We start from the raw sequence: 21,494 nt of genomic DNA, 5'->3' as shown, positions 1-21,494 counted from the left end.
GACTGAACCACCGCATTCGCGAGCAAGCCCGCTCCCACATTGGGTCTGCGGCGCCGTTCAAATCGGGTTATAGCCCCAACAGCGACAGCATGATAAAGGTCGCAAACAATACAAAATGCGTCATCCCTTCTATCGCATTGGTTTCACCATCGTTGAGGTTGATCGCGCTGACGATCAGGGTGATAAACACCATCACCGTTTGCACCGGCGTCATCGCCATCTGGAACGGCTGCCCGGTGTAGAGCGCCATGGCTTCCATCACCGGCACCGTCAGGATCACCGTAGACAACGAAGCCCCCAGCGCGATGTTGACCACCGATTGCATGCGGTTGGCCAACGCGGCGCGCAGTGCCGTGAGGATCTCCGGCGCGGCCGAGATAGCCGCCACCACAATCGCGGTAATCACCGGCGGTGCGCCGGTCCCTTCCAGGCCCAGGTCGAGGGTCTTTGACATCACCTCGGCCAGCGCCCCAATCACGATCACCCCAAACACCAGGGTCGCAATGGAAAACGTCAGGCTGACAGACGGCGCGTGCTCGTCTTCCGGCTGTTTCTTACGGCGTTTTTCCGGATAGCTGTAGCTGAAGAAATAACTGTGCGGCCCCACCTGCATGCGCAGGAACAAGGTGTAAAGCACCACCATCGCGCCAATGGTGAAGGCCGAGTAAATTTTCCAGTCCGCTTCGGGGATAAATTCCGGCACCACCATCGACACACCCATGGCAGTAAGAATCATCACACTGTAGGTGCGCGCCGAGTCATCGTTGTAGGACTGTTCGCCATGCTTGATGCCGCCCATCAGCGCGGCCAGGCCGAGGATGCCGTTGATATCGAGCATCACCGCTGAGTAAATGGTGTCGCGCACCAGCGTCGGCGATGGCTCGTTGCTCATCATGATCGCCAGGATCACCACCTCCACCAATACCGCGGCGAGGGTCAGGATCATGGTGCCGTAGGGGTCACCGACTTTTTCCGCCAACTGCTCGGCGTGATGAGCCACGCGCATCGATGCCATCACGATAAACGCGATCAGCGCGAAGCCGGCCAGCAGCGCGACCAGTTGGCCGCTGTGGAGCATCCAGTGTTCCAGCGGGTAGGCGGCGATGGCGGCAATCAGCGCCAGCAGCATGAATTTTTCTTGCTTGAGGGATGTGAGCATTCCGGGCCTTTTCATACAGCGAATCAGTCATTGATGGGGTACAGACTGCGCCGAGCCACTAACGTTTCGTTACACCTTAGTTCAGGCCGCCCTTGCGTGAGTGACAGAAATACTCTCCTGCTGGTCAGGTTTTGCCGATTATTTCAGCCATGGCCTGTAGAATGCCGCCATTGCACCTGATGAGAATTTAAAAATGTACGATTGGCTCAACGCCCTGCCCAAGGCTGAATTGCACCTGCACCTGGAAGGCTCGCTGGAGCCTGAGCTGCTGTTCGCCCTGGCCGAGCGCAACAAGATTGCGCTGCCATGGAACGACGTCGAAACCCTGCGCAAGGCCTACGCCTTCAACAACCTGCAAGAGTTTCTCGACCTGTATTACAAGGGCGCCGATGTGCTGCGCACGTCCCAGGATTTCTACGACCTGACCTGGGCCTACCTGCTGCGCTGCAAGGCCCAGAACGTGATTCACACTGAACCCTTCTTCGACCCGCAAACCCACACCGACCGTGGCGTGCCGTTCGAAGTGGTGCTCAACGGCATCGCCGCCGCACTCAAAGACGGCGAGCAGCAACTGGGCATCACCAGCGGTTTGATCCTCAGCTTCCTGCGCCACCTGAGCGAAGACGAAGCGCAGAAAACCCTCGACCAGGCGCTGCCATTCCGTGACGCGTTCGTGGCCGTGGGCCTGGACAGCTCGGAAATGGGCCACCCACCGAGCAAGTTCCAGCGCGTGTTCGACCGTGCCCGTCACGAAGGCTTCCTGACCGTGGCCCACGCCGGTGAAGAAGGCCCGCCCGAGTACATCTGGGAAGCCCTCGACCTGTTGAAAATCCAGCGCATCGACCACGGCGTGCGAGCCATTGAAGATGAACGCCTGATGCAGCGCATCATCGACGAGCAGATCCCGTTGACCGTGTGCCCGCTGTCCAACACCAAGCTCTGCGTGTTCGACGACATGGCCCAGCACAACATCCTCGACATGCTCGAACGTGGCGTAAAGGTCACCGTGAACTCGGATGACCCGGCGTACTTCGGCGGTTACGTCACTGAGAACTTCCATGCGCTGCACACCAGCCTGGGCATGTCTCAGGACCAGGCCAAACGCCTGGCGCAGAACAGCCTGGATGCGCGGCTCGTGAAGCCATAACTGAATAGACCTGGACTCAACCTGTGGGAGCTGGCTTGCCTGCGATAGCGGTGTATCAGCCAGCCTCTTATTGCCTGACCTACCGCTATCGCGGGCAAGCCCGGCTCCCACATGGCCCCATCAGCTTTAAGCCTGGGTGAGTTCTTCCAGGGTCTTGCCCTTGGTCTCCATCCCGAACAACCACACCACCAGCGCCGCCACCGCAAAGCACAGCGCACCCAAGGCAAATACCCCGCCCTGCCCGGTTATCGGGAATACCAGTCCGGTTACCAACGGCCCCAGCAACGAGCCAACCCGCCCAATCGCCGACGCAAACCCCGAGCCGGTCGCACGTGCCGAGGTGGGATACAACTCCGGCGTGTAGGTGTACAGCACCGCCCACATGCCAAACAGGAAGAACTGCATCAACAACCCCGAGGTGATCAGCAGGCTTACGTTGCCGCCAAACACTGCGCTTTGCCCATACACAAACGCCATCACCCCACCGCCCAGCAAGGTCACCACGCACACGGGCTTGCGCCCCCAGCGCTCGACCAACCACGCGGCCATCAAAAAGCCTGGGATTCCGCCCAGAGAAATGATCACCGTGTAATACACCGACTGAGTCACAGCAAAACCCGATTGCTGTAACAACGCACTCAACCACGACGTCAGCCCGTAGAACCCAAGCAGGGCGAAGAACCACACACTCCAGATCATCATCGTGCGTTGGCGGTACTGCGCCGACCACAGCTGCTGGAACGCGGAGAAAAACGTCCCCGGCGCACTCTCGATCCGTGGCAGGGCAATCGGCTCCGGCAAGTCGGCGCGGCCCAGGGAATCGCGCACCTTCTGCTCGATGCCAAGCAAGACCTTGTCCGCCGCCTCATGGCGCCCAGCCTGTTCCAGCCAACGCGGCGACTCCGGAATAAAGAAACGGATGGCCAGCACAAACACCGCCGGTATCGCCAACACCAGAAAGATGTCGCGCCAGCCAATCACCGGCAACAAGAAGTAAGACAACACGCCCGCGGCCACAAAACCCAACGGCCAGAAGCCATCCATCAAGGCGATGTAACGGCCGCGTCGCTTGGCGGGGATCAGCTCCGACAGCATCGACTGGGCAATGGGAAACTCCATGCCCATGCCAATGCCCAGCAGGATCCGGAACAACGTCAGCGTCTCCACCGTCTGCGCCATGGAACACAGGTAGCTCGCCAGGCCCCAGAGTACGATGCTCCACTGGAACACCGGCTTGCGCCCGAAGCGATCAGCAAGCATCCCGGACAGCGAAGCGCCCACCACCATGCCGAAAAAACTCGAACTGGCCAGCAACCCGGCCTGGGCCGTGCTCAGGCCAAACTCGGCTTTGATCGAGCCCAGCAGGAAGGTCATCATCGCCAGGTCCATGGAGTCGAAGAAAAACGCCAGGGCGATGATGATGAAAATGACTCGGTGGTAACCGCTGATGGGCAACCGTTCCAAGCGTTCCGCCGCGCTATAACCCTGCCTACCCATGCCGCACCCCTCGTATGAAAAAATCCCCTTGGCGAGTGTGCGGCATCGTTTACGCCGGCTATTGCTGAATGCGACCTGACGACAGCTGAGAGCGACGCCAGCACCTGTAGGAGCGAGCTTGCTCGCGAAGAACGTTAACGATAACGCGGGGCATCTGGATAAAACGCGGCGCCCTCAAGTTTTTCACGAGCAAGCTCGCTCCTACAGCTTGGCAACGCGAGCTATGTGCTCAAGCCCCCCGTCATTGACCGACAGGGCCCGTGACTCGTTGATCACGCTGATCCAGTTCGCCTGCAAAAACAGCTGCATCAAGCCCGCCCCCAGCGCACCGCCCAGATGGGGTTGTTGCTGGCTCCAGTCGAAACAGTCGCAGGCCAGCGGCGATGCCAATGCCTGGGTAAAAATGCCCAGTTCCGCCAACGCTTGCACGCCCCTGGGCGTCACCTCGGTACGCTGCTCATGGCGCTCGATCCATCCGGCCTCAAGCATCCGTTGATACAGCTGCGCCGCCAGTTCACCGCCGAGGTGGCCGTGGCACCAGCGGGCGCGGCGCAGCAACGGCGGCGCTCGCAGCGCCGGTGGCAAAACATCCGGGGTGCTGCGGGCCGCGCTGGCCATGGTGGTGCTGGCCAATGCATCAATGGCGGTGCTGACATCAGCGGCCGCTAGCCTAAACAGGCGCTGGCCTCGCCGTGCCTCGATCCGCAACAGGCCGCTGCCGGTCAGCCGCGCCAAGTGTGCATTGGCTGACGCCGGCGACAAACCGGCCAGCGCTGCCAGCTCGTCTGAAGATTTCGCCGAACCGTCCATCAAGGCCCAGAGCATGGCCGTGCGTTTAGGCTCGGCGAGCAAGCTGGCGATCTGGCTGATGCAAGGTGCTGCTCCCATGTATTCACTCCCTGTTAAACCATTTTTTCTGCTGCGGTTGACGCCCAAGTATAGGTGCGCGGGCAGTAGGTTCCGCGGCGTCTGACAGTGCAGATCAGGACAGGATACGAGTGAAACTTCCGAGCGTGGCGCAGGCTATTGACGGGAAACCATGCGTCCCGGTCGCTGCGCCGTCAATGTCGCACAGCGGGACACGAGCATGTCCCGCAGCAGATTGATGGGTTTACTCAATTGCGCACGGTGGGCGCACAGCAGGTTGAGCGGGGTGCGCTCGCCCTGCAGTTCCGGCAGGATCAAACGCAAGCGCCCGGCCAGCACATCGGTGCTCACATCCAGCCAAGACTTGTAGGCGATGCCCATGCCCGCCACCGCCCAGCGGCGCACCACATCAGCGTCATCGCTGAAGCGATCGCCGCTGACCGTCAGGCTTACGTGGCGCTTGCCATCGTAAAAACCCCAGTGGTCGTGGACGCGGCTGCCGAGCATGTACAGCAGGCAATTGTGCTGGGCCAATTGTTCCAGATGCCGCGGCTCGCCATGCCGGGCGAGGTAACTGGGGGCGGCGCAGAGTACGCGAATATTGTCCGCAGCAATGGGCAGCGCAATCAGGCTGGAGTCTTCGGGTTCGCCGTAGCGCAGGGCAATGTCCACGGGCTGGCGGAACAGGTCGGCGATGCGATCACCAAGCAACAGGCGCACGTTCAGTTGCGGATGCTCCTGCTGGAACGCATCCAGCCACGGCAACAGTTGGTTGCGACCAAAATCCGAGGGTGCGGACAATTGCAGCACACCACTGACGTGATCCTGGCCACTGGCCAATAGGCGCCGCCCTTCATCCAGCGCACTCAGTGACGCCCGTGCGTACTCCAGAAAGCCCTCACCTTCGGCCGTCAGCCGAAGGCTGCGGGTAGAGCGCGCCAGCAAGCGCGTGCCCAGTTGCTGTTCGATACGCTTGAGTGCAGCACTGGCCACCGCCGGTGACAGGTCCATGACCCGCGCCGCGGCCGACAGGCTGCCTAAGTCCGCTGCCCGCACAAACAACTGCAAATCATCAAAACGCAGCATGCATACCCGCTCATTATCAATATTTGGTTGAAACAGCCTGCTGTTTTAGCCGCTTTTATCAGCGTGGGAAATAGCCAATCATCTGCCCATCCCGTTACCCCGTGCCAGGAGTCGACTATGTCCACCGCTTTTAATGTCATCGCCACGCTGATCGCCAAACCCGGCCAGCACGCCACCCTGGAAACCCTGCTGCGCGGCCTGCTGGAACCGACCCGCCTGGAAGCCGGTTGCGAGCAGTACGACCTGCACCAGGACCTGCAACACCCCGAGACCTTCTACATGCTCGAGCGCTGGAGCGACGACGCTGCGCTGGCCGACCACGACCAGAGCGCGCATATCCAGAGCTTTCGCGCCAAGGCCGCCGATGTGATCGAACACTTCGAACTCAAACGCCTGAAATTTCTCGCCTGATCCCGCCTTTTTTGTAGGAGCGAGCGTGCTCGCGAAAACCCAACGACGAGGCGCGAAACCAGAAACACCACGTCATCGTTGACGATCTTCGCGAGCAAGCTCGCTCCTACCTTGACCGTATTCACTTGGAGTCATCATGAAAGCCATTGCCTACTACGCCTCACTGCCAATCAACGATCCAGAATCCCTGCAAGACATCGAATTACCAGCCCCCGTTGCCGGCCCCCGTGACCTGTTGGTGGAAGTCAAAGCCATCTCGGTCAACCCGGTGGACACCAAGGTGCGCCAGAACGTCGCCCCGGAAAATGGCGCCGCCAAGGTGCTGGGTTGGGACGTGGCGGGTGTGGTCAAGGCGGTCGGCAGTGACGTGACGTTATTCAAAGTCGGCGACAAGGTGTACTACGCCGGTTCCCTGGTACGCCCAGGCGGCAACAGCGAACTGCACACCGTGGATGAACGCATCGTCGGCCATATGCCCCGAAGCCTGGGGTTTGCCGAAGCGGCCGCATTGCCGCTGACCGCTATCACTGCGTGGGAGCTGTTGTTCGAACGCTTGCAGGTCGCTGAAGGCAAAGACGATCAAGGCCAGAGCCTGCTGATCGTCGGCGCTGCCGGTGGCGTGGGGTCGATCCTGACTCAACTGGCCAACCAGCTCACGGCGCTGAAGGTCATCGGCACTGCCTCTCGCCCCGAAACCCAGGCATGGGCCAAGGCTCTTGGAGCGCACATGGTGATCGACCACAGCCAGCCGCTGAGCGAAGTGTTGAAACAGGCCGGGCACGGGCAAGTCACCCACGTTGCCAGCCTGACCCAGACCGAGCATCACTTGGACCAACTGGTCGAAGCGCTGCAACCCCAAGGCAAGCTGGCGTTGATCGACGATCCCAAGGCCCTGGATGTGAGCAAGCTCAAGCGCAAGAGCCTGTCGCTGCACTGGGAGTTCATGTACACCCGTTCGATGTTCGAGACGCCAGACATGATCGAGCAGCACAACCTGCTCAACCGCGTGGCCGAACTGATCGACGCCGGCACCCTGAAAACCACGGTGGGCGAGCACTTCGGCGTGATCAATGCGGCGAACCTGCGCCGCGCCCACGCCCTGCTGGAAAGCGGCAAGGCCAAGGGCAAGATCGTGCTGGAGGGGTTCTGAAAAAACGGCTGTCAGTGTCGTCCGTTATCCACGTAGGTAATGGACGACACCATTAGTCCGAGAGTTGATCCTTGTCATATTTATGAGCCCGTTCAGGTTTATATTGGCCGCCTTTGCCACGATTCTTTTACGTGAGGAAGTCAGCAATGAAAATCCTGATAAAAGCGTTAGCAAAATCCCCCGGCAGCCAATGGCAAGTTCGTCTCGACGGCGAGGCCATCACCTTTCGCAGTGAAGCCGAGGCCCGGGCCTTCGCCGACACGCTGCAGGCCCGGATCCAGGCTCCCCACCGCTTCCCCCTCAACCAGCAACGTTCCGCTGGCTGAACCGAACGTCAGACCTGCGCCTGTACGGCCCTTGCCCGTTGCAGGCGCTGGGTCGCCATGGCAATGGTCACCGCCAGCACCCCGCAGAGGCAGATGACCATGGCCATCGGCATCGCCGTGCCGTCGTGCAACACACCGACCAACGACGCCGCGCCTGCCGCCACACCAAACTGAATGCAACCGAGCAACGCCGACGCGCTGCCGGCCCGAGCCCCCTGCCCGCTCATGGCACAGGCCGAGGTATTCGGCAAAATGCAGCCCAGGCTGGCGATGCAGATAAACAGCGGCACCAGCAACGGCCATAGCGCCTCGGTGCGCAACGCGGCAATTCCCAACAGCGTCAACGCCGCCGCCACGTACACCCACACGGTGCGCGACAGCAAAAACGCGGGGCCGCGCTTGGCGAGCAATCTTGCGTTCAGTTGCGCCACCAGGATAAAGCCCGCGGCGTTGGAGCCGAACAACCAGCCGTAATGCTCGGCCGGCACGCCATAGAGCTTGATAAATACGAAGGGGGAGCCGGCGATGTAGGCAAACATCCCGGCAATCGAGATGCCGCCGGTCAAGGCATAGCCCAGGTACACCCGGTCTGACAGTAGCGAGCCGTAGCGGCGCAACGAGCCCGACAACGGCTGACGCGGCTGATCGGCCGGGAAGGTTTCCGGCAACCCGACCGCCACGGCGATGGCCGCCATCACGCTGAACAACGACAACGCCAGGAAAATCGACTGCCAGCCCCACACGCCGACCATCAGGCCACCGGCCAATGGCGCCAGGATCGGGGCCAGGCCGGTCACCAGCATCAGTTGCGAATACACCTTGGCCGAGCCCACGGCATCGCATTTGTCGCTGACCACCGCCCGGGAAATCACCATGCCCGCACATCCGCCAAGGGCCTGCACGAAGCGTGCGCCAATCAACCATTCCAGGGACGGCGCATACGCACAGGCGAAGGACGCGAGGGTAAACAGGGTGACGCCGCTGAGCAGCGGCACACGCCGGCCAAAGCGGTCGGCCAGCGGCCCGTAGATCAATTGGCCAATAGCCAGGCCCGCGAAATACACCGCCAGGGTCAGCTGGATATGTTTTTCATCAGTGGCGAAGGCCGTGGCCATTGCCGGAAAGCCCGGCAGGTAAAAGTCGATCGCCAACGGCGCGAAGGCGCTCAAGGCGCCCAGAATCAGGATTATGCGAAGGTTCATCAGACACCCAAGTGAGTCGGCAGCTCAACAGTCTAGCCGCGCTTGGGTGCCATGAACATTACGTTAGGTGGCTAACGATCAGAAAAATCACGCCAGCTTGGCGCTGTAGCCTTCTTCGGTTATCAGGCCGATCACGTCATCTGCAGATAAGCGGCTTTCCACACCCACTTCTTTCGCTGCCAAATCCACCTTTACACTCGCCGCCGGATCCTTGCTCTGTACCGCCTGGGTCACCGCTTTAACGCAGTGGCCGCAGGTCATTCCTTCAACGCTGAATATTTGCATGACATGACTCCTTTGATGAGGTTGAGCCCAGTGTCGAGCTTGCCATGATGGCAAGGTCAAGTTCTCAGTATTTCTGCCGGGCTGGTATTCGGCGGCGACGTCGGCCAAGCTTCAACCTTCCTAGCTGTGAACCACGGAGCATTCGCCATGCGCTGGTTGTTTTTTGCCCTTGCCGGCCTGATGAGCTTGCCTGCCGCTGCGCCCCAGGCCCTCGCTGCTGAAGATTATGCGGTGCTGATTATTTCCCGCGAACGCCTGGAAGTGCCGACCCACTGCGAGATCGGCCTGTATATCCAGGACCAACTGGCCGGGCGTCTGTTCCAGGAACAGGCCACCGCCTTCAACCTTCCCCCTGGCGATGTGTCGTTGCGCCTGAAAGTGTTGCCGAGCCAGGCCCCCGGCTGTCTGCCAGGCATGCTCGCGCCACCCGCGCAGAACATCACCTTGAAAGCCGGTGACGTACGCAAATTACGCATTGCCCAGGGCCCGGACGGCATGTACCTCAAAGCCGCGGCATTGGAATACTGAAGGGGCTTGACCTTCCCCACAGGTTAAGGTTGATCCTAGTGGCAACTTCTTCTGGAGGACTGCCCCATGAATGGATCCACCACCTTTGACCTGCCCATCGGCGGCATGACCTGTGCCAGCTGTGCCGGGCGGGTCGAACGCGCGCTGGGCAAGGTGCCGGGCGTGCAACGTGTCAGCGTCAACCTGGCCAATGAACGCGCGCACATCGAAGTACAGGGCCAGATGGACCCCAGCGTGCTGATCGCCGCTGTTGACAAAGCCGGCTACACCGCCACCCTGCCCCAAAGCGAAACCGCCACCGACGCCGATCAAGCCCGACGCCTGCGCCGCGAGCGCTGGTCGCTGGTCGCGGGCATTTTGCTGGCGTTGCCCTTGGTGCTGCCGATGCTGGTAGAACCCTTCGGCCTGCACTGGATGCTCCCCGCCTGGATACAGTTTGCCCTGGCCACACCGGTGCAATTCATCCTGGGCGCGCGCTTTTATGTCGCCGCGTGGAAAGCCGTGCGCGCCGGCGCCGGCAATATGGACCTGCTGGTGGCGATCGGCACCAGTGCCGGCTACGGCTTGAGTATCTATGAATGGCTCACCGCCGCCCCAGGCGTGACGCCGCACCTGTACTTCGAAGCCTCGGCGGTGGTAATCGCCTTGGTACTGCTGGGCAAATACCTGGAAAGCCGCGCCAAGCGCCAGACCGCCAGCGCCATCCGCGCCCTTGAAGCCTTGCGGCCGGAACGGGCGATCCGCGTGCAGGACGGCCGCGAAGAAGACGTCGCCATCAGTGCGTTGAAGCACGATGACCTGGTGCTGGTCAAACCCGGCGAACGCTTCCCGGTGGACGGTGAAGTGGTGGAAGGCCAGAGCCATGCCGATGAGGCGCTGATCAGTGGCGAAAGCCTGCCGGTGCCCAAACAACCCGGCGATGCGGTCACCGGTGGCGCCATCAACGGTGAAGGCCGTTTGCTGGTGCGCACCCTGGCCCTGGGCGCAGAAAGTGTGCTGGCGCGCATCATCCGCCTGGTCGAAGACGCCCAGGCCGCCAAGGCACCGATTCAGAAACTGGTGGATAAAGTCAGCCAGGTGTTCGTGCCGGCCGTGCTGGTATTGGCGCTGATTACCGTCGTGGGCTGGTGGCTGTACGGCGCCTCCCTGGAAACCGCCATCATCAATGCGGTCGCCGTATTGGTGATCGCCTGCCCTTGTGCCTTGGGCCTGGCCACGCCGACCGCGATCATGGCCGGCACCGGCGTCGCCGCGCGCCATGGCATTTTGATCAAGGACGCCGAAGCCCTGGAGCGTGCCCACGCCGTGAGCGCCGTGGTGTTCGACAAAACCGGCACCCTCACCTCAGGCGCGCCCAACATTGCGCATTTGGCGGCCGTGGATGGTGACGAAGCCCTATTGTTGCAACAGGCCGGCGCCTTGCAGCGCGGCAGTGAGCACCCACTGGCCAAGGCCGTGCTGGATGCTTGCCGCGAAAAAGGCTTGGACGTGGCCGATGTGAGCGCCAGCCAATCCCTCACCGGGCGCGGCATTGCCGGTACGCTCGACGGTCGGCCACTGGCGCTGGGCAATCGCCGCTTGCTGGAAGAAACCGGCCTGGACGCAGGCGACTTGGGCCCGCGTGCCAAGGAATGGGAAGCCGAAGGCCGCACCTTGTCCTGGCTGATCGAGCAAGGTGCGCAGCCGCGCGTGCTGGGGCTGTTTGCCTTTGGCGACACGCTCAAGCCCGGCGCGTTGCAAGCCGTGCAACAACTCAAGGCGCAGCACATCAGCAGCCACCTGATCACCGGCGATAACCACGGCAGTGCACGGGTGGTGGCCGAGGCCTTGGGCATCGACGATGTGCATGCCGAAGTACTGCCCGCCTATAAAGCCGCTGCCGTGGCCGAGCTGAAAAAAAACGGCGTGGTGGCCATGGTCGGCGACGGTATCAACGATGCACCAGCCCTGGCCGCTGCCGATATCGGCATCGCCATGGGCGGCGGCACCGACGTGGCCATGCACGCCGCCGGTATCACCTTGATGCGTGGCGACCCGCGCCTGGTGCCGGCCGCCCTGGAGATCAGCCGCAAGACCTACGCGAAAATTCGACAGAATCTGTTCTGGGCCTTTGTGTATAACTTGATCGGCATTCCCCTGGCCGCCTTCGGCCTGCTCAACCCGGTACTGGCTGGCGCCGCCATGGCCTTGTCCAGCGTCAGCGTGGTGAGTAACGCCCTGCTGTTGAAAACCTGGAAACCCAAGGACTTGGAGGATCAACGCCCATGAACATCGGCCAAGCCGCCCGCACCAGCGGGCTAAGCGCGAAGATGATTCGCTACTACGAATCCATTGGCCTGCTGAAAACCGCCCACCGCACCGACAGCGGCTACCGGGTGTACGGTCACGACGACCTGCACACCCTGACGTTCATCAAGCGCTCGCGGGACCTGGGGTTTTCACTGGAAGAAGTCGGCAAGTTGCTGACCCTGTGGGAAGACCGCCAGCGGGCCAGCGCCGACGTAAAAGCCCTGGCGCGCCAGCACATCGACGAGCTGAACCACAAGATTCGTGAGCTGGGGCAACTACGCGATACCTTGCAGGACCTGATGGAGCACTGCCAAGGCGATCACCGGCCCGATTGCCCGATCCTCAAGGAGTTGGCCGCGGGCAACTGCTGCGCCTGACAGACCGTACGCAATGATCGCTCCCACGCTCCGCGTGGGAATGCCGCTTTCGACGCTCCGCGTCACGCTTTGGGACGCAGAGCGTCCAGGGATGCATTCCCACGCAGAGCGTGGGAACGATCAATGTGGGAGCTGGCTTGCCTGCGATAGCATCACCTCGGTGTCACTGATACCCCAAGGTGCCTGCATCGCAGGCAAGCCAGCTCCCACATTGTGAGTTACTGCATCCAAGGCGGCGGCGGTGGCTCGTCCGGCACTTTGCTCGGTGGCGCGTCATCCGCCGCGCGAATCGCCTGGCGACGCTCTTCATCCAGCCGTGCCGCTTCGATTTCACGGATCACACCGCCCACATCCGCCAGTTCTTCCGGTTCGTCGAACTCACCGGTCAATACACTGGCCGGGTGCAAGGTGCCGGCTTCGTACAGCGCCCACATTTCCTTGGCGTACTTGGTCTTCTTCAACTCCGGGGCAAAACGCCCGAAGTAGGAAGCCATGTTGCCGACGTCGCGCTCCAGCATGCTGAAGGCGTGGTTGTTGCCCGCCGCATCCACCGCCTGGGGCAGGTCGATGATTACCGGGCCCGTAGGCGTGAGCAGTACGTTGAACTCGGACAGGTCACCGTGCACCAGGCCGGTGCACAGCATCAGCACGATCTGGGAGATCAGGAAGGCGTGGTATTCGCGCGCCTGGTCCGGCTCCAGCACTACGTCATTCAGACGCGGCGCCGCATCGCCGTATTCGTCGGCCACCAGTTCCATCAACAGCACGCCTTCGAGAAAGTCGAACGGCTGGGGCACACGAACGCCCGCACCGGCCAGGCGAAACAGCGCCGCCACTTCCGCGTTCTGCCAGGCATCTTCGGTTTCTTTCTTGCCGAACTTGGAGCCCTTGGCCATGGCTCGTGCCTGGCGGCTGTTACGGACCTTACGGCCTTCCTGGTATTCGGATGCCTGACGAAAACTTCGTTTATTCGCCTCCTTGTAAACCTTGGCGCAACGCAATTCATTGCCGCAGCGCACCACATAAACAGCTGCTTCTTTACCACTCATCAGAGGGCGCAGCACTTCGTCGACCAGACCGTCTTCGATCAGGGGTTCAATGCGTTTAGGAGTCTTCATCAGCTTTTATTGTGGGTCCTGTATTACCAAACACGCGTGTGGAACTCGTTATACGGCAATCGGCTCGCCGGGGGGAGAGGCTACTGACCTCTGACCCCTTGAGAATGCATTCAATGGGCCAATTTTATCGGCAATCAGCGTTCGATAATCGCCGTCACGCCTTGGCCACCGGCGGCACAGATGGAAATCAGCCCACGGCCCTTGCCCGCCGCATCCAACAATTTAGCCAAGTTGGCGACGATCCGCCCACCGGTGGCGGCAAACGGATGGCCCGCCGCCAGGGAACTGCCCTTGACGTTGAGCCGGCTGCGGTCGATCGACCCCAGCGGTGCGTCCAGGCCCAGGCGGGTCTTGCAATAGTCGGCGTCTTCCCAGGCCTTGAGCGTGCACAGCACTTGGGCGGCGAAGGCTTCGTGGATCTCGTAGTAATCAAAGTCCTGCAAGGTCAGGCCGTTGCGCGCCAGCAAGCGTGGCACCGCATACACCGGCGCCATCAACAGGCCCTCGGCGCCGTGGACGAAATCCACCGCCGCTGCTTCGCCATCGCGCAGGTAAGCCAGGATCGGCAGGCCGCGCTCCTTGGCCCACGCCTCGCTGCCCAGCAGCACCAGAGAGGCACCATCGGTCAGCGGCGTGGAGTTACCGGCGGTGAGCGTGCCCTTTTCGCTGCGCTCGAAGGCCGGCTTGAGGCTGGCGAGTTTTTCCAGGGTCAGGTCGGGGCGCAGGTTGTTGTCGCGGGTGAGGCCGAGAAAGGGCGTGAGCAAATCGTTGTGCCAGCCTTCGGCGTAGGCCGCCGCCATCTTCTGGTGGCTCTCCAGCGCAAGCTGGTCCTGCTCGGCGCGGGGGATCTGCCAGGTCTGAGCCATCAGCTCGCAGTGCTGACCCATGGACAAACCGGTGCGCGGTTCGCCGTTGCGCGGCAGTTCCGGCTTGAGGTGATGAGGACGAAGTTGTAACAGGAGTTTTAATCTATCTCCCAGGGATTTGCTGCGGTTGGCTTGCAGCAGGATCTTGCGCAGCCCTTCATTCACACCAATCGGTGCATCCGAGGTGGTGTCCACTCCGCCGGCAATGCCGCATTCGATCTGGCCCAGGGCGATTTTATTGGCCACCAGCAGCGCCGCCTCCAGCCCCGTGCCACAGGCTTGCTGAATGTCGTACGCAGGGGTTTGCGGTGACAGGCGCGAGCCGAGCACGCATTCACGCGTCAGGTTGAAATCACGGGAATGCTTGAGCACCGCGCCGGCGGCCACCTCGCCCATGCGCAGGCCGTGCAGGTTGTAGCGCTCGATCAGGCCCTCCAGCGCGGCAGTCAGCATCGCCTGGTTACTCGCCGTGGCATAGGGGCCATTGGAACGGGCGAAAGGAATGCGGTTACCGCCAATGATCGCTACACGGCGCAATTGAGTCATGGAAAGCTCCCTTGTGGTGGTGGGTGGAATCATCAAGCCTAGCCTAGGCTCAATCGAACGACTGCCACCCCAGGGTGGTCAACCTTTGAACCCCAGCCTTCGGAGAGCGTTCCATGTCTGACCGTTATATCGACTTCGCCAACTCAAGCCTCGGCCATCGCCTGGTCGCCGCCATTGGCCTGCCGTCACCGGTACGCCTGGAACGCTGGCAAGCCGGACGCCTGCGCCCGGTCGAAGGCGCCCTGCTGCTGGGCGGTGGCGCATTGGCAACCCAGGTGCTGGCATTTGCCAACCGACTCACCGACGCCGTCTACAGCTACGGCGCCGAAGCCTCGACAGCGCCCGCGTGGATTCCAGGACACGGCCCCAAGCTCAAGGCGGTGGTGTTCGACGCCAGTGCTTTGCAACACACCGAGCAGCTCAAGCAACTGCGCGAATTCTTCCAACCGCTGCTGAAAAATCTCGACCACAGTGCACACCTGGTAATCCTTGGCCGAGCGCCGGAAAGCCTCAGCGACCCCTTCGCCGCTAGCGCCCAGCACGCCCTGGAAGGCTTCAGCCGCTCCCTGGCCAAGGAGCTGCGCAGCGGTGGCGTGCTGCAGTTGCTGTACGTGGGCGACGGCGCCGAAGACCAGTTGGAAGGCGCGCTGCGGTTTTTCCTCTCGCCCAAAAGCGCTTATATCTCCGGCCAGGTGATTCGCCTGGCGGCCTGCGATACCCCGGTGCAAGATTGGACGCGCCCGCTGGCCGGGCGCAAGGCATTGGTTACCGGCGCCGCTCGAGGCATCGGTGCCTCCATCGCCGAAACCCTGGCCCGCGACGGCGCCGAGGTCATTGTGCTCGATGTGCCCCAGGCCAAGGCCGACCTTGAAGCCCTGGCCGCACGCCTGAATGCGCGCACGGTGGTGCTGGATATCTGCGCTGAAGATGCCGCACGCCAACTGATCGAGCACCTGCCAGACGGGCTCGACATCCTGGTGCACAACGCCGGCATCACCCGCGACAAAACCCTGGCCAACATGACCCCGGAATACTGGGACGCAGTGCTGGCGGTCAACCTCAAGGCTGCGCAAGTGCTGACCAAGGCCCTGCTCGACAACGGCACCCTGCAAAACAACGCTCGGGTGGTGTTGCTGGCCTCCATCAGTGGCATCGCCGGCAATCGAGGGCAAACCAACTATGCCGCAAGCAAGGCCGGATTGATCGGCCTGGCTCAAGCCTGGGCGCCGCTGTTGAAGGAACGTGGGATCAGCATCAACGCCGTTGCGCCTGGGTTTATCGAAACCCAGATGACCGCGCATATCCCCTTCGCCCTGCGTGAGGCCGGGCGCCGCATGAGTTCCCTGGGTCAAGGTGGCTTGCCCCAGGATGTGGCCGAAGCCGTCGCCTGGCTGAGCCAGCCGGGCTCCGGTGCGGTCAGCGGCCAGACGCTGCGAGTGTGTGGGCAAAGTCTTCTGGGAGCGTAAGCATGCAATGGCAAACGTTGGACAGCACCCCGTCTCTACTGCCGCTGTATTGGCGCGCGGCGCTCAAGCGCAAGATCACCGGCAGCACATTGCCCGAACGTGGGTTGCGCTGCCGGATAAGTGTCAATCCCGGCGCGGTTGCGGCTTATCGCAAGGTATGCGGCTTTGCTGACAGCCCGATGCTGCCCGCGACTTATCCGCATATCCTCGCGTTCGGCCTGCAACTGCAATTGCTGACGGACAAGACTTTTCCATTTCCACTGCTGGGGTTGATCCACCTGCGCAATCGCATCCGTATTCATCGGCCTTTGGGTGGAGTCGGTGACGTGAGTGTCGGTGTCTACGCACGCAATCTCAGCCCCCATCCCAAGGGGGCCACCTTTGACATCGTCACCGTTATAGAGGATGCCCTTGGGCTCTTGTGGGAAGCCGAAAGCCAAATGTTATGCCGGGGCGTGAAGCTGGAAGGCGAAGCCCTGGAGCGCGGATTGCAAACCCCAGGCACGCTCACCGAATTGACGCGCTGGAAAGCGCCCACTGACATAGGCCGCCGCTACGCACGCGTGTCTGGCGACTACAACCCCATCCACCTTAGTGCGCCTACCGCCAAGCTGTTCGGTTTTCCCCAGGCCATCGCCCACGGGTTGTGGAACAAGGCCCGCACCCTCGCGGCGCTGGCAGAACACTTGCCGGCCGCCAATATTGAAATTGACGTCGAGTTCATGAAGCCGGTGCGCCTGCCCAGTGAAGTGATATTAATAAGTAGCGCGGCCGGTTCCAGCGGAGGGTTGGAACTCAAAGGCGCTGGGGATATTCAACACATGCGGGGCAAGTGGCAGCCGATTTCCTGAAACCCCCCTGATTAATTGTATATATACACCCTAAGTTATAGCGGACCTTGAGAGGTCCGCCGCTTTTTTACAAGCCTTTGATTTTAATCATCTAAACAATCCGAAACACCCTCCCATTACACCTTTGGTATTAGTTCCTAAGCCGACTAAGCCCGGGTGTATATAAATCGTTAATACCAAGTTGAGCATTGCGTGAAAGAGTGCCCTGGCCTGAGATAGCCACACGGACAAACCTATCGTTATCCAAAGAAATAACGAGGGTTTGAAACAACCAAGGTTGTACCAGGTGCAAGGAACTCAATCATGAAAACTCAAGTCGTGTTTTGGAAAGCAAGTACCGCGCTGGCCCTCGTTCTGGCAATGAGCCTGGGCGGCTGCAGCAGCGGTGGTGGCGGGCATAAATCCAGCGTGGCGGCGTCATCGCCGGATGCGGGTGCAGGCGCCGGAGGCGGCACAGGTGGAGGTACTGGTGGCGGTGATGGCGGTACAGGCGGTGGGACCGGTGGTGGCACAGGCGGCGGTGACGGCGGCACTGGCGGTGGAACCGGTGGTGGCACGGGCGGCGGTGACGGCGGCACTGGCGGTGGAACCGGTGGTGGCACGGGCGGTGGTGACGGCGGCACTGGCGGTGGTACTGGTGGCGGCACTGGCGGCGGCACCGGCGGCGGTACTGGCGGTGGTACTGGTGGCGGCACCGGCGGCGGCACTGGCGGTGGTACTGGTGGCGGCACCGGCGGCGGCACTGGCGGTGGTACTGGTGGCGGCACTGGTGGCGGCACTGGTGGCGGCACTGGTGGCGGCACTGGCGGCGGCACTGGTTCGACAACCACCCCACTGGTCACCGGCCAGATCGCCGGCACCCTTGGCACCACAGTCGGCAATGTCGGTACAGCGGTCGGTAACCTGGGTTCGACGTTGAATGGCGTACCCATCGTCGGCGCAACCGCTGGCGGCCTGGTCACCTCGGCAGGCACCGCTGTTAACAGCATCGGCACTGGCGTAACCGCCGGCTTGGGCTCACTGGGCACCAACACCAACTCCCTGGGCACCACGGTAGCAGGCGTAGGTAATGGGGTGGCCGATTTGGGCGGCGGCCTCTCGACCACCGGCCAATCACTGTCAACCACCCTCGGGGGAGTACCCGTCGTCGGCGGTGTGACAGGCGGAGTAGGCACTGCGGTAGGTGGCGTTGTGGATAAAGTCGGCACCACCGTCACCATGCTCGGCGATACCCTCAGCACGGCCAGCACCACGGGCCCACTGGGTTCATTGACCAATACCTTAGGCAGCAAAGTAGTGGTGCCTGTAGTGTCGCTGGTGGAAAACACCACCGGCAACCTGGGCAACGCAACCGGCCTGGGCGCTCCACTCAATGGCGTACTGGATAAAGTCGGTTCGGCTGTCACTGGCCTGGGTACTCAAGTCGCCAGCACTGGCGGCACGGGCAACCCGGTCACCGGTATTGTCGGCACCGTGCTCACTGGCGTCGGTGGCACACTGGATAAATCGGGCGGTTATGTGGCCCCAACCGGTGGCACCTCGGCTCCCGGCCTTCCAGAGCTGGTGGGTGGCCTGGTGGCTAACGTAGGTACCGGCCTGAACGTGGGCAACACCAACGGCACCGTCAGTGCAGCGGGTGTGACCGGTGGTGCAGTCGGCGGCACCGTTGCGTCGCTGGGCACTGTGCTGGGTGGCACAGGTGTAGCAAACACCGCAGCTACCGCACCGGTCGCCACCGTGGCGGCCAATGTCGGCGCAGCGCTCAATCCTGTGACCAGCGGCGTCACCAACCTGACGCAAACCATCGGCACGACTACCGGTGTGGGTGCTCCGGTGAATGGTTTGGTCACTCAAGTCGGCGGCGCAGTCAGCAGCTTGGGTACCAACCTGACGGCGGCCAACGCCAACCCGATCACCAACGCGGTAGGCACCACCGTCACAGCGGTCGGCGGCACCGTCGCCTCGGTGGGTGGCCTGGTGACGGGCGGCACCACTGGCGGCACCAGCGGTGGTTTGCTCGGTGGCCTGAATATCGGCACCACCGCCACAGCAACCGGCACGGCCACAACCACAGGCGGCACTACGGCCACTGGCGGTCTGGGCGGTTTGTTGAACGGCCTGACCGGCAAATAGAAATGCACCTGGCCGATTAGACGGCCTCCCCTACAGCGCCTACGCTTGGTTGAGACGAGAGACCTTTAATAAGTCTCTCGTCTTTTTTATGGGCGGCGACACGCTTTATCAATCGCCACCCTCCCGAACCGAGTCCCAGAACCCGGCGGGCCCGAAGCGCTGCTGCAGTTGACCATGGAGTGTCCTATGCGCGTGTTGACGCCGTTGTTATTGCTCACCCTCAGTGCCTACGTCCAGGCCGAGACCCTTCCCAGCTTTCTTAACAGCAACGACACTGTCCGCACCCTGCCGGTGCCCAACCTGCCCGCCGACGCCTACCGACCACCCTCGTCGAAAACCCAGGTACCTGAAGCGCCACCGACTGCCGGCCAGCCGCTGTTGATGGACACCAAGGTCACTATTCGAAAATTGCACATCGAAGGCGGAACGGTCTACCCGCTCGCCGAGACGGCGCAGGTGTATGCGCCGTTGATTGGACGTGAAACCAACCTTGCGCAACTAATTGAAGCGACCCGTGGCATCACCCGCCGTTATCAGGAGGATGGCTACCTGCTGTCCTACGCGTTCCTGCCGCAACAGAATTTCGAAAACGGCCTGGTCCGCGTGGTACTGGTGGAGGGCTACATCAAGGACTATCAACAAACCGGCGACATCGGTTCGGTGTCGGCCTACGTCGATAAACTCGCGCAGAAGCTCCTGGCTGAGCGCCCGCTGACCCGCAAGACTTTCGAGCGCTACACCACGCTGATGAGCCGCATCCCCGGCCTCAGCGTACAGGCGCAAGTACCGCCACCGGGCACCACTGATGGCGCCACGCACATGCAGATCCAGGCCAGCCGCAAACCTTTCACCACCAGCATGAGCCTGGTGCAAAAAAGCCGTGGCGGCACGCAAGCGTTGCTGAGCGCCACCAGCAATTCCCAGACGTCCATGGGCGAGCAGCTCAGCGTCAGCGGCCTGTTCCCACCCGGCGAGGACAAAGAACACTACTACCGTGTGGACTACAACCAGTTCATCAACGCCGAGGGCACCCAACTGGCGCTCGCCGCCGAACGCTATCGCGCCGACCCCAACAGCAGCGTGCAACTGGATGGCGGTTTCGAACTCAAGCCGCACCAGTCCATCGACCGCTACTCCATTGGCCTGAGCCATCCGTTCATCGCCTCCCCCACCGAGTCGCTCACCCTGGGCACGCGCCTGTACGCGGTCGACCAGACCACGCGCTATAAACTGGTGGGCTACCCGCTGCGTTTCGACATCGAATCCAACCTGCGCGCCCTGGCCTTCGAAGGCGATTGGCGCAAAGCCGACGCGCAACGCCTGCGCATCATCAGTGGTGGTCTGTACCAGGGCATCGACGGTCTGGGCGCCAAGGCCCGCAGTGACCTGGGCGTGGCCAAACCCGACCTCGACTTCTTCCGCCTGCGCCTTTCCGGCGTGCAAAGCGACAAGTTCTTCGACAACTGGCAAGGCGTGTTGTCGGGTGCGCTGTACTGGAGCGACAACACCCTGCCCGACAGCGAGCGCGCGACCTTCGGCGGGCAGAATTTCGGCCGTGGCTACCCGGACGACCAAGGCTCGGGCGACAAGGGCTGGGGGGTGGCGTACGAGGTCAACTACAGCTTCAACCGCACCGGCAACTGGGTGAAGATCCTGCAACCCTACGTCGTAGTCGACCGCGCCAAATCCTGGTTCAACGACCTGCCGGTCAAGGCCAACGACATGTCCTCGGCGGCGGTGGGTTTACGTTTTGGCGACAAGAAGTACTACAACATCGCGCTGGAGGCGGCCAAGCCAATGTCGGATATCGCCCTGGACAGCTTTAATCGCAGGCCGCGATATACGCTGAGTTTCAGTTATCAACTGTGATGAGGGCACCTGTAATCAACGTGGGAGCGGGCTTGCTCGCGAAGGCAGTGTGTCGGTCAATGAATCTTTAACTGAACCACCGCTATCGCAGACAAGCCAGCTCCCACAAGGGTCTGTGTTGCTCACAGAATCAGTGCCCGACACAGATCCCAGCGACCTGACAGCCGAACCCCCTCTACCTGAGCCCCCGCAATCAAACTGTGGGAGCTGGCTTGCCTGCGATAACGGCCGGACAGTCGGCGACTAAGTGCCTGGCACCCCACGAGCCAAATGTGGGAGCGGGCTTGCTCGCGAAGGCGGTGTGTCAGTCAATGAATCTTT

19 protein-coding genes are annotated in these 21,494 nt (G+C 61.9%); 11 read left to right on the top strand and 8 right to left on the bottom strand.

The genetic code is table 11. The annotated features are described in order from the left end of the window. Positions 1-67 precede the first annotated feature (67 nt). Positions 68-1,159, bottom strand: a complete 1,092-nt coding sequence (locus tag BOP96_RS26880; RefSeq protein WP_003188263.1) for a calcium:proton antiporter — start codon at positions 1,157-1,159, stop codon at positions 68-70. A 193-nt stretch (positions 1,160-1,352) separates the two neighbouring features. Between BOP96_RS26880 and BOP96_RS26875 the strand changes: the two genes are divergently transcribed. Beyond that, positions 1,353-2,306, top strand: coding sequence for an adenosine deaminase (locus BOP96_RS26875; protein ID WP_073454535.1), 954 nt, complete (start codon positions 1,353-1,355; stop codon positions 2,304-2,306). A 126-nt stretch (positions 2,307-2,432) separates the two neighbouring features. Here BOP96_RS26875 and BOP96_RS26870 read toward each other — a convergent pair whose 3' ends face one another. The 3 genes from BOP96_RS26870 to BOP96_RS26860 form a co-directional block, all read right to left on the bottom strand. Beyond that, the gene (locus tag BOP96_RS26870; RefSeq protein WP_014716771.1) at positions 2,433-3,803 is read right to left on the bottom strand and encodes an MFS transporter; all 1,371 of its coding nucleotides are present in this window, start codon (positions 3,801-3,803) and stop codon (positions 2,433-2,435) included. A 201-nt stretch (positions 3,804-4,004) separates the two neighbouring features. Beyond that, positions 4,005-4,691 (bottom strand): ArsR/SmtB family transcription factor, encoded by a 687-nt coding sequence (locus BOP96_RS26865; protein ID WP_020301942.1) that lies wholly within the window; start codon positions 4,689-4,691, stop codon positions 4,005-4,007. A gap of 135 nt (positions 4,692-4,826) precedes the next feature. After that, complete coding sequence (locus BOP96_RS26860) at positions 4,827-5,756, bottom strand: LysR family transcriptional regulator (RefSeq protein ID WP_032902910.1); 930 nt, start codon at positions 5,754-5,756, stop codon at positions 4,827-4,829. 117 nt (positions 5,757-5,873) lie between these two features. Between BOP96_RS26860 and BOP96_RS26855 the strand changes: the two genes are divergently transcribed. From BOP96_RS26855 to BOP96_RS26845, 3 genes are all read left to right on the top strand, one after another. Next, a complete protein-coding gene (locus tag BOP96_RS26855) occupies positions 5,874-6,167 on the top strand; it encodes a putative quinol monooxygenase (RefSeq protein WP_003188253.1) in 294 nt (97 codons plus the stop codon). A 136-nt stretch (positions 6,168-6,303) separates the two neighbouring features. Next, a complete protein-coding gene (locus BOP96_RS26850) occupies positions 6,304-7,317 on the top strand; it encodes a zinc-binding alcohol dehydrogenase family protein (RefSeq protein ID WP_073454533.1) in 1,014 nt (337 codons plus the stop codon). Between the two features lie 146 nt (positions 7,318-7,463). Beyond that, positions 7,464-7,643 (top strand): hypothetical protein, encoded by a 180-nt coding sequence (locus BOP96_RS26845; protein ID WP_014716767.1) that lies wholly within the window; start codon positions 7,464-7,466, stop codon positions 7,641-7,643. An 8-nt stretch (positions 7,644-7,651) separates the two neighbouring features. On the opposite strand, the gene BOP96_RS26840 is transcribed toward BOP96_RS26845, so the two are convergent. After that, the gene (locus BOP96_RS26840) at positions 7,652-8,845 is read right to left on the bottom strand and encodes a multidrug effflux MFS transporter (protein WP_020301944.1); all 1,194 of its coding nucleotides are present in this window, start codon (positions 8,843-8,845) and stop codon (positions 7,652-7,654) included. A gap of 87 nt (positions 8,846-8,932) precedes the next feature. Continuing rightward, positions 8,933-9,130 carry a heavy-metal-associated domain-containing protein gene (locus BOP96_RS26835; protein WP_014716765.1) on the bottom strand — a complete coding sequence of 66 codons (198 nt, stop codon included), beginning with the start codon at positions 9,128-9,130 and terminating at the stop codon, positions 8,933-8,935. A 147-nt stretch (positions 9,131-9,277) separates the two neighbouring features. Between BOP96_RS26835 and BOP96_RS26830 the strand changes: the two genes are divergently transcribed. From BOP96_RS26830 to cueR, 3 genes are all read left to right on the top strand, one after another. After that, positions 9,278-9,658: a hypothetical protein gene (locus BOP96_RS26830; protein WP_014716764.1), complete on the top strand. Its 381-nt coding sequence runs from the start codon at positions 9,278-9,280 to the stop codon at positions 9,656-9,658. Between the two features lie 66 nt (positions 9,659-9,724). After that, positions 9,725-11,926, top strand: a complete 2,202-nt coding sequence (locus tag BOP96_RS26825; RefSeq protein WP_073454531.1) for a heavy metal translocating P-type ATPase — start codon at positions 9,725-9,727, stop codon at positions 11,924-11,926. Next, positions 11,923-12,324, top strand: a complete 402-nt coding sequence (cueR, locus tag BOP96_RS26820) for a Cu(I)-responsive transcriptional regulator (RefSeq protein WP_003188242.1) — start codon at positions 11,923-11,925, stop codon at positions 12,322-12,324. The genes BOP96_RS26825 and cueR overlap by 4 nt, the downstream gene beginning before the upstream one ends. A 218-nt stretch (positions 12,325-12,542) precedes the next feature. Here the strand turns inward: cueR and BOP96_RS26810 are convergent, their stop codons facing one another. Next, positions 12,543-13,442, bottom strand: a complete 900-nt coding sequence (locus tag BOP96_RS26810; RefSeq protein WP_014716761.1) for a PA4780 family RIO1-like protein kinase — start codon at positions 13,440-13,442, stop codon at positions 12,543-12,545. 134 nt (positions 13,443-13,576) lie between these two features. Continuing rightward, entirely contained in the window at positions 13,577-14,854 is a 1,278-nt protein-coding gene (locus BOP96_RS26805) for an acetyl-CoA C-acetyltransferase (RefSeq protein WP_014716760.1), read from the bottom strand. Between the two features lie 113 nt (positions 14,855-14,967). Between BOP96_RS26805 and BOP96_RS26800 the strand changes: the two genes are divergently transcribed. The 4 genes from BOP96_RS26800 (at position 14,968) to BOP96_RS26780 (ending at position 21,173) form a co-directional block, all read left to right on the top strand. Further along, positions 14,968-16,320 carry a 3-oxoacyl-ACP reductase gene (locus BOP96_RS26800; protein ID WP_073454527.1) on the top strand — a complete coding sequence of 451 codons (1,353 nt, stop codon included), beginning with the start codon at positions 14,968-14,970 and terminating at the stop codon, positions 16,318-16,320. A gap of 2 nt (positions 16,321-16,322) precedes the next feature. Further along, positions 16,323-17,171, top strand: a complete 849-nt coding sequence (locus BOP96_RS26795) for a MaoC family dehydratase (RefSeq protein ID WP_073454524.1) — start codon at positions 16,323-16,325, stop codon at positions 17,169-17,171. Between the two features lie 303 nt (positions 17,172-17,474). Beyond that, on the top strand, positions 17,475-19,304 hold the full coding sequence (locus BOP96_RS26785) for a collagen-like triple helix repeat-containing protein (protein WP_083609863.1): 1,830 nt from the start codon (positions 17,475-17,477) through the stop codon (positions 19,302-19,304). Positions 19,305-19,490: 186 nt separating this feature from the next. Further along, entirely contained in the window at positions 19,491-21,173 is a 1,683-nt protein-coding gene (locus tag BOP96_RS26780) for a ShlB/FhaC/HecB family hemolysin secretion/activation protein (protein WP_073454522.1), read from the top strand. Positions 21,174-21,494: the final 321 nt, after the last annotated feature.

This window comes from Pseudomonas sp. FSL W5-0203 (assembly GCF_001896155.1).
GTDB classification, from domain to species: Bacteria; Pseudomonadota; Gammaproteobacteria; order Pseudomonadales; family Pseudomonadaceae; genus Aquipseudomonas; species Aquipseudomonas paracarnis.
The sequence above is the reverse complement of the archived record's forward strand: the minus strand, read 5'-3'. Positions and strand labels throughout refer to the sequence as shown.